This window comes from Flavobacterium collinsii (genome assembly GCF_902804485.1).
In the GTDB taxonomy this organism is placed as follows: domain Bacteria; phylum Bacteroidota; class Bacteroidia; order Flavobacteriales; family Flavobacteriaceae; genus Flavobacterium; species Flavobacterium collinsii.
The window spans coordinates 57,376-65,814 of record NZ_CADCST010000045.1 but is presented as its reverse complement, the minus strand read 5'-3'; the positions used below and the strand labels follow the sequence as shown (position 1 = coordinate 65,814).

The window sequence follows — 8,439 nt, the reverse complement described above, 5'->3', positions numbered from 1 at the left end:
AAACATTATTTGTTAAAGAAATATTAATTTTTACATTTGCACTGTTTTTATTAATTCTAAATAAAAATAAAATCACTAACCAAAACTTAAAAATCAATGAAATATCTTAGTTTAAGAACGTCAAAGTTTTTATTTATTATTAGCCTTTTATTTTCTGTCTTCTCTTCTTTTGCACAACAAAATAGTGGAAAAATTAAAGGAGAGATTACAACTTCTGACGGTAGATCAGCCTACGGAGCAACAATTACCCTTAAAAATTCAAAATACAAAACGACCTCTAATACCGACGGTAGTTTTCGATTCAGCAAAATAGCAGAAAACACTTATACGCTGCAGGCTTCATTGTCCGGTTATGAAACAATCGAGCAGGAGGTTACAGTTGCAAACAATGAAACTGCCACCGTAACTTTACAATTGAAGTTTACCGGTAAAGAAACCGAAGTTTCGGAGAAAAGCGGTGACCAATTGGATGAAATTATAGTTTCGGCCAGCAGAAAGGTAGAAACTTTATCTAAAACACCTTCTTCTGTAACCGTAATCAACGCAAAGGATATTGACAATTTATCTATCGTGAGTTCAAATATTGCTAATGTTGTGGCATTTGCAGTTCCGGGTTTAGGATCGGCAACAAACAATACAGGAAATTACGGTCAGACACTTCGTGGAAGAAATCCTTTGGTTCTTATCGACGGAATTCCACAATCGACACCGCTAAAATCAGCAGGACGTGAACTTCGTTCAATAGATCCTTCCGTAATTGAGCGTATCGAGGTAATCAAAGGAGCTACGGCTATTTATGGTAATGGTGCCGATGGAGGTTTGATTAATTACATTACTAAATCGGGGAAAACTCAAAAGAAATTTGCCGGATATAGTGAGGCTGGAACAACAGGTAATATTAAAGGAGACAGTACAGCAGGATACCGGTTTAATCAGCAGTTTTACGGAAAAATCAATAAGTTCAACTATATGGTTGGCGGAACTTATGAAAAGACAGGTGTTTTTCGTGATGGAGCAGGACAGGTTATTTCTCCTGAATACGGATTAGGGGAAACTAAAGCATACAATGTTTTTACAAAAGTAGGTTACGATTTAACTACTAAACAAAGAATTGATTTGATGTACAATTACTTCAGTTCCAATCAGGATTCTGATTTTATCCTTAAAAATGGCGTGTACGGAGTAAGTCCGGCAATTGGAGTATTGGGCAACAGACCGGGTGTAGATGAAGGAAATCGTTACAATCACAATGCTAATCTTCAATATGTAAACAAAGAGATTTTTGGAAGTACTTCGCTTACGGCAAACCTTTATTTTCAGGATTTTTTAACGATATTTTCTAACTCTACTTTTTTCTACGGAAGTGGACAATCGCAAACTGCATCTACCAAAAAAGGTTTAAGAGTATATTTGAATTCTCCTTTTACAATCTCTTCTAATTTTACAGGTGATGTAACTTATGGTTTCGATTTATTGAATGACAAAACGAACCAAAAATTGGTTGACGGGCGTGTTTGGGTTCCAAATATCAATATGGTCAATCTGGCTCCTTATGCACAAATATCGACACAATTGTTTAGCGACTGGAATGTAAAAGCAGGTTTACGTGCCGAAAATATTAAAATCAATATCGACGACTACAACACTCTTGCTACCGGTGCAAACGGAGCGGGAAGTATTGCTGTAAAAGGTGGTGACCTTACTTATGATGCCTTTGTTTTTAACACAGGGATCAGATATTCAAGATTTAAATTCTTTAATCCTTTTGTGAGTTTTTCTCAGGCTTTCTCTGTATTTGATTTAGGAAGAGTTTTAACAAACGCAAAACAGGACGCCATATCTAAATTAGAGACCGAACCTATTATCGTTAATAATTATGAGGGTGGTTTTAGCAGTCAGTTAGGGAAATTCAATTTAAGTGCTTCTTATTATTTGAGTACATCAAAATTAGGAACCAATTTGATTCAGGTAGACGGATTTTTAGTAGCAGAGCGTTTACCGGAAAGAGTTTGGGGATATGAAGTTCAGGCCGATTATCAAATTTTGAAACAATTGACAGTAGGAGGAAACTATGCTAATGTACAGGGAAGAGGAGACAAAGATTCTGACGGTCATTTTTATGGTCCGACAGATATTTACCTGAAATCAAACAGAATCCCTCCGGTTAAAATTACAGGTTATGCAAAATATGGTGGTGAAAGATTAAACGTTGAATTGTATTGGATGTATGTAGGCGATCGCGATGTTTTTAAACCAAATGCCAAAGGAGCTTATGCTATTGGTGAAGGACCAATTCATTCTTTCAACTTATGGAATCTGGCTACAGCATACAAAGTAACGGACAGCATTAGAGTAAAACTTGGAATAGAAAACATATTCAATACAGATTATTACCCAACAACTTCTCAGTTCTTTGGAACAAATGCCAATTATACCAGAGGAAACGGTACAAGATTTAATTTAGCACTTGGATACAGTTTCTAAAAAAAAAGCTTTTCAGCAATAATATTATTTTGTTTTTTTATGAAAAGGCTTCTGACGCATTTTGTCAGGAGTCTTTTTTTTGTAATAAAAAAAAAGTCGCAGTATTCAGTCACAGTTTTCAGTTTTAATGTGTACTGATTACCGTGACTGAATACTGCGACTTGTTTTGAAAGATAAAAGAAATAGTCACAGTTTTCAGTCACAGTGCTCAGTTTTAATGTTTACTGATTACTTCGACTTGTTTTGAAAGATAAAAGAAATAGTCACAGTTTTCAGTCACAGTGTTCAGTTTTAATGTTTACTGATTACCGTGACTAAAACTGTGACTTGTTTTGAAAGATAAAAGAAATAGTCACAGTTTTCAGTCACAGTGTTCAGTTTTAATGTTTACTGATTACCGTGACTGAATACTGCAACTGAATACTGCAACTGAAAACTGCGACTGAGACCGCGACTGAATATTGAAAACTTACAAAGCCTCCTCTAATTCTAGTGCTTCTTTAAGCAATGGATAGTTCACTTTTCCGTTTGGTGTAAGCGGAACGTCTTCTATGTGCATCACTTTTAAAGAACTGGCGTGAAGATTTAGTTTGGCTTTTAGCACTTTCAGAATCAATTCTTTGTTCAGATTTTCGTCGGTGTACATTACGGCCAAATGTTTATCGTTTATTCCGAGGCAGATAAACGTTTGTCCACCCAATGCATCTTTCAGCAATAATTCTGTTTCGTCAAGATTGAGACGTACTCCGAACAATTTCACGATTCGTTTGATTCGGCCTATAATGTAGTAGTAGCCTTCGTCGTCTTTACGGGCTTTGTCTCCCGTGTGAAGTCTTTCCTGCTGTTCAAAAAATTGTAAATCGGCTCTGACATTGGCATAACCGCCATAAACGTTAGGACCAATATAAATCAGCTCATCCGTTTCGTTATCGATCTCAAAACGTCCGTTTTTGACTGGTAAACCAATTGATGTTCCTTTTCGCAACAGATCTTTAGGAGGCAGATAAGCCATACGGCCTGAAGCTTCTGTCTGACCGTATTGCGCAAAGAACTGTTTGCCAAATTTCTCGCTAAAGTCAGAAATCGCTTCGATCAGTTTGTGATTCAGCATTCCGCCCGTATGAGTCAGGTAACGTAAGGAAGGATGGTCTTTTTTGAAAAATCCAATACTGTATAACATTTCATAAAAGTACGGAACTCCACCCAGGGTAGAGTATCCGTATTTTTTGAAATCGGCCCAAAATTCTTTTTGAAAAGCATCCTTATCCGTACATACAATTTGATTGGCTTTGATGCAATTGGTGGTAAAAATCGATAAGCCGTAAACAAAATTAATAGGTACATTTAAAGGCACTACATCATCCGTTCGAATAGGCATATATTCCATAATCGATTTTGCATTATGTACCAGGTTTTCATCAGAAAGCCTAACAAATTTAGGCGATCCTGTAGTCCCGGAAGTACTTAGCAAAAGTTTGATTTTGGCATGTATAGGGTAAATTAAATTTACGTTTCGTTTAAACAATACTATCGTTTCTGAGGCATTTACAGCCGTATAACCTTCTATTTCAGTTCGCGTAGGGTCATAGATATAATAAGGAGTATATTTCTGTTCCAAATTTTCCTTAAAATTTTCAAGTAAACCCATTCCCAACAAAGCAATCGTAAACCTGCTCTGGTAAAAATTTAAAAGCGTTTCGATAGCCGGTAACTGATTGTCATTGTAAATAAAAACAACTGAACGGATGTTTTCGATTTCCAGTGACTGATCCATTTCTGCAATAGATTTTGAAAGGCCAGTGCTGGAATCGGTAAAAGTCAGTTTTTCGTTTTTCCTGATTAAATCGTATAGTTCCATAAGTTTAGTGGTCTATTCTAATTAATTTCAAATCCGTATTTTTTAAGGATGTCTTTTATTTTTGCTACACTTCCCATCTCCAAAATGTCCTCCATTTCGATTGAGATTTTGTATGTACTTTCAAGTTCTTCTACTAATACCAAATGACTCATCGAATCCCATTCGGCTATAGCCTGATATTCCAGTCCGTCGTTTACTGCCTCAACAGGAATTTCAAAAGCTCTTGCAAATACTCCGTGTAATTGTTCTATTGTACTCATTGTTCTATTATTTAATATTAAATTGATATTTTTTATTTGTTGTTTAATGTTTTGTTATTCATATGCAATAGATATGACGCTCCTCTGGAGCTTTCGAAAAAAAAACATTCTAAATGCTATAAATATTACGCTCCTTTGGAGCTTTTATAAATGTTAACCTCATTGGAACGTAATTCTATAGATATGGTGCTCCTTCGGAGCTTTTATAAATGTTAATCTCATCGGAACGTAATTCTATAGATACGTCGCTCCTTTGGAGCTTTTGCAAAAAAATACGTTATAAATGCTATAAATATGATGCTCCTTTGAAGCTTTTGCAAATGTTATCTCATTGGAACGTAATTCTATAAATATGATGCTTCTTTGGGGCTGTTCATAAATGTTAAGCCCCATCGGGGCAAAATATTTATAGAAATTGGTAAAATCGTTTCAATAAACCCCAACGGGGTGACATATTTTGAACCGGTTTAGTTTTAAACCTTTGTATGTTTCCATTTTCCTTTTCGGAAGACGACGATACAAGCCACGGCTAATATAATTTCCGAAACAAGGATGGCGGTAAAAACACCATTGGAACCCAGGTCAAAAGAAATTCCCAGAGCATAGGCAAGCGGAATCTGTATGACATAGAACATCAGGATGTAAAGCCAGGTCACTACTTTTACTTCACCGGCCGCATTAAGGGCTCTTGAAATCACCATCGTATAACCTAATAATATGTAAGCTATCGAAATAAGATGAATGTACATGGTACTAAAAGAGATCACCTCAGGAATGTCAGTAAAGATTTTTATGACCGGAACAGCTAGGAATATCCAGCAAATTCCAATTAAAACCAGAAATCCCATGTTTAACATTCCCGCTCTCCAAACCGATTTTTCGGCACGTTCGGGCTGTTTGGCTCCCAGATTTTGTCCGGTTAAGATTCCTGCTGCGTTTCCAAGACCCCAGGCCGGCATCGTAGCGATAGAAGTGACTCTTTGCGCCAGAATGTAACCTGCAAGAGCACTCTCACCAAAATGCGACATGATTTTAATCATGAACACCCAGCTTGATGCCGGAATGATGAATTGTACGGTACCGCCAAAAGCCAGTTTCAGGACTCTTTTGAAAATAGCAAGATTAAAGACCATTTGTGCCAGACCAATTTTTAACATGGTTTTTGCCCTTATCAGATACCAGGCCTGATACAGCACTCCAATTACTCTCGCAATTAAAGTGGCCAGTCCAACTCCCAATAAGCCGTATGCCGGAACAGGACCCCAGCCATAAATAAATACCGGACACAGTACAATGTTCAACGCATTGGATAGCCACAGTATTCTCATTGCAGTCGAAGCGTCTCCAACACCCCGGAAGATCCCATTTACGACGATTCGGAGTATCAAAAATCCGCTGGAAGCAAACATGACGATGCCGTAAGTTCTTCCTTCCTCAACCATAGCAGCCGAAAGTCCCATGGCACTCATAATATCGGTAGTCCAGATGGTGCAGACAATACTAATCAGGGCAGCAATAGGCACTGTAGCATAAATCACCTGCATGGTGGTCTGGCCTGCTGCTTTGAATTTTTTCTCGCCAATTCTTCTGGAAATCATCGCGGAAGCCGCTATCCCCAAACCAATGGAAACCGAATAACAAAAAGTGATGAAAGTTGTGGTCGCTCCCGCAATTGAAATAGCATTCGTACCCAATCGGCTAACAAAGAACAGATTGGAACATACAAATAGTGATTCCATCAAAAGCTCAACCACCATTGGAACTGACAGTAAAAGAATGGTTTTGTTAATGCTGCCCGAAGTAAAGTTTTTTTCACTTCCGGCAAGAGAACGCCTTAATAAACCAAAGAAGGAGCGTGTTTTTAAAAGAGCTTCTTTCATTAGTTTTCTTTTGCTGTTACTATTTCTTCATGGATTAACTGATGTAACGGATTCGGTACAAAACCACTTTTTTTCATGTGTGGAAATCCGGCCGTTTCTTCATAACCATTATACAAACGTCGGCTATTGAAAATAAGACGTTTGAATTCAGGTATAAACATATTGTACTTGTCGAATATTTCCTGAAGCTCAGGATGTTCTGCCTGATATTCGATGATGATATCGTAAACACAATTCCAGAATTCTTTTTCTGTATAGTTAGCGTTTGTAATCATAACGTGACTCAGGTATCTGAAGAAGGCATCAAAAATGGCGATAAGTATCGTTAATGGTGCATTTTCCGGATTTGGAGAGGCATTAAACAAGTTATCAATAAATTCCTGAGGCAATTTTTTCTTTGCTTCTTCATTAATTAAAATATCTCCCACAAAGTCTTGCAAGGCAATACGTGTTGGCACATAATCTTTTAGAATCAGAATCACATTTTGTCCATGTGGATCGATAGATAACGAATGCTGGTAATAAATCTGAAGTACGGGCTTAAGATACGCAGTCATATAAGCTTTGAGCCATTGTTCTGTAGAAAGACCTGATTTTTCTATAAGTTCTTGTACAAGACTTTTTCCGGTGTTGTCTACATATAATAATGCCGCCATCGTCATTAAATTCTCTCCTTCTCTAAGTGAATTTATAGGGCTTTCGCGCCACATAGCGCCCAGATATTCATTGTACTGGTAAGGAGGATTGTCAATTTTACTATAACTAGGGTGGGCATAGGTAACCGAAACGACTTCGCCTAAAAGTATAACTCCCATTTTTTGCAAGTGCTCGTCTTTTTTAAGTACATTTTTCAGATACTCTGTCAAACGTGGCGCTATCAATAATTGTTTAGGAGACAAACCTCTAACATGGCTAGTGTTTAGTATAGACATTGATGTTTTTACATAATGTTTATGAGGTGCACTTTCGTTGAAAAAAGTACGGATGCTTTGTTGAGGGCTGTAAATGTCTTCGGTTAACTCTAATGGGATAAGATGTTTGGAAGCAATATCATTAGAAAATTGCATCACGAGTTTATTTTGCCATTGCCATACATGCACCGGAATAAAAACATAATCATATGGATCTACATTTAATGCCGCTAACTTGTTTCTAAAGGCATCTAGTTTTTCTTTACCAATTTCATTTTCATAAAAATCCTGATCGTCCACATCGGTCTGTAAACGAAGATTGGCTCTGTTTTTATGAGCCGCAATCCAAATTAAACGTGTTCTTTGATCAGACTCGGGATTGTATTTCGTATAATCTTCTGAGTCAAAACCAATACGGCCTTTGTTTACAATTACCCACGGGTGGCCATCAAGACTGTGTTCGATCGTTTGAAAATCAGCATCGGCTAGTTCCGCGGCAGGCACACGACGGTTTGACTGAATGTAAGCATCAGCGTATAAGGTGTGGAGTAACTCTTCGATATAGTGAGCCAGGGTAAAAGAGTTGATACCAAAAGTTTCCTGAAGTTCGATAAAGAAATTCGGTACATCGATATGCTCTAATTTTACTTCATGCTCGACTTTACAAAGACTGTCTTTAACGATATGCCAATAGTTAAGAAACCTTGGATAAGCCGAAAAAGTATAGTAAATACTCTCTGTGTCGGTTTCTAATCTGAAATGGGTAAGACCATCCTCATCTTTAGCAGTTATTTGTGGGTTTGCGACGTCTTCACGCATCAATTCCGAAATACTTTTGGCGAGTAAGTTTCGATTGACCTGATTCCAAATATCGGCGTTGAGGTGCTGAGCGTCTTTAAAGGTATTTTCTGGGGTTATCATTTTTAGTTGATTTTTAGTAAGACCTGTCAATAGGGGGTATTTTTTTTAACACATAGAGACATAGATAACAAAGCTTGTAAAAAGAATAAAAGGCGTTTCACTTTTCATTAAAGCACATAGCTATG

The 8,439-nt window shown here is 37.3% G+C and carries 5 protein-coding genes; 1 reads left to right on the top strand and 4 read right to left on the bottom strand.

What is annotated here, in order from left to right; genetic code table 11:
* The first annotated feature begins 96 nt into the window (after positions 1-96).
* Positions 97-2,484 carry a TonB-dependent receptor gene (locus FLA105534_RS23900; protein WP_173964191.1) on the top strand — a complete coding sequence of 796 codons (2,388 nt, stop codon included), beginning with the start codon at positions 97-99 and terminating at the stop codon, positions 2,482-2,484.
* 469 nt (positions 2,485-2,953) lie between these two features.
* On the opposite strand, the gene FLA105534_RS01025 is transcribed toward FLA105534_RS23900, so the two are convergent.
* The 4 genes from FLA105534_RS01025 to FLA105534_RS01010 all read right to left on the bottom strand — a co-directional run bounded on the left by FLA105534_RS01025 (position 2,954) and on the right by FLA105534_RS01010 (position 8,314).
* The gene (locus FLA105534_RS01025) at positions 2,954-4,342 is read right to left on the bottom strand and encodes an AMP-binding protein (RefSeq protein WP_173964190.1); all 1,389 of its coding nucleotides are present in this window, start codon (positions 4,340-4,342) and stop codon (positions 2,954-2,956) included.
* A 17-nt stretch (positions 4,343-4,359) separates the two neighbouring features.
* Complete coding sequence (locus FLA105534_RS01020) at positions 4,360-4,602, bottom strand: acyl carrier protein (protein ID WP_173964189.1); 243 nt, start codon at positions 4,600-4,602, stop codon at positions 4,360-4,362.
* A gap of 473 nt (positions 4,603-5,075) precedes the next feature.
* Entirely contained in the window at positions 5,076-6,482 is a 1,407-nt protein-coding gene (locus FLA105534_RS01015; RefSeq protein WP_173964188.1) for an MATE family efflux transporter, read from the bottom strand.
* Positions 6,482-8,314: an IucA/IucC family protein gene (locus FLA105534_RS01010; RefSeq protein ID WP_173964187.1), complete on the bottom strand. Its 1,833-nt coding sequence runs from the start codon at positions 8,312-8,314 to the stop codon at positions 6,482-6,484. The genes FLA105534_RS01015 and FLA105534_RS01010 overlap by 1 nt, the downstream gene beginning before the upstream one ends.
* Positions 8,315-8,439: the final 125 nt, after the last annotated feature.

What these genes read in the sequence shown, in the direction of transcription:
- FLA105534_RS23900 (WP_173964191.1), top strand. Translation starts at nt 97, where the DNA reads ATGAAATATCTTAGTTTAAGAACGTCAAAGTTTTTATTTATTATTAGC.
- FLA105534_RS01025 (WP_173964190.1), bottom strand. Translation starts at nt 4,342, where the DNA reads ATGGAACTATACGATTTAATCAGGAAAAACGAAAAACTGACTTTTACC.
- FLA105534_RS01020 (WP_173964189.1), bottom strand. Translation starts at nt 4,602, where the DNA reads ATGAGTACAATAGAACAATTACACGGAGTATTTGCAAGAGCTTTTGAA.
- FLA105534_RS01015 (WP_173964188.1), bottom strand. Translation starts at nt 6,482, where the DNA reads ATGAAAGAAGCTCTTTTAAAAACACGCTCCTTCTTTGGTTTATTAAGG.
- FLA105534_RS01010 (WP_173964187.1), bottom strand. Translation starts at nt 8,314, where the DNA reads ATGATAACCCCAGAAAATACCTTTAAAGACGCTCAGCACCTCAACGCC.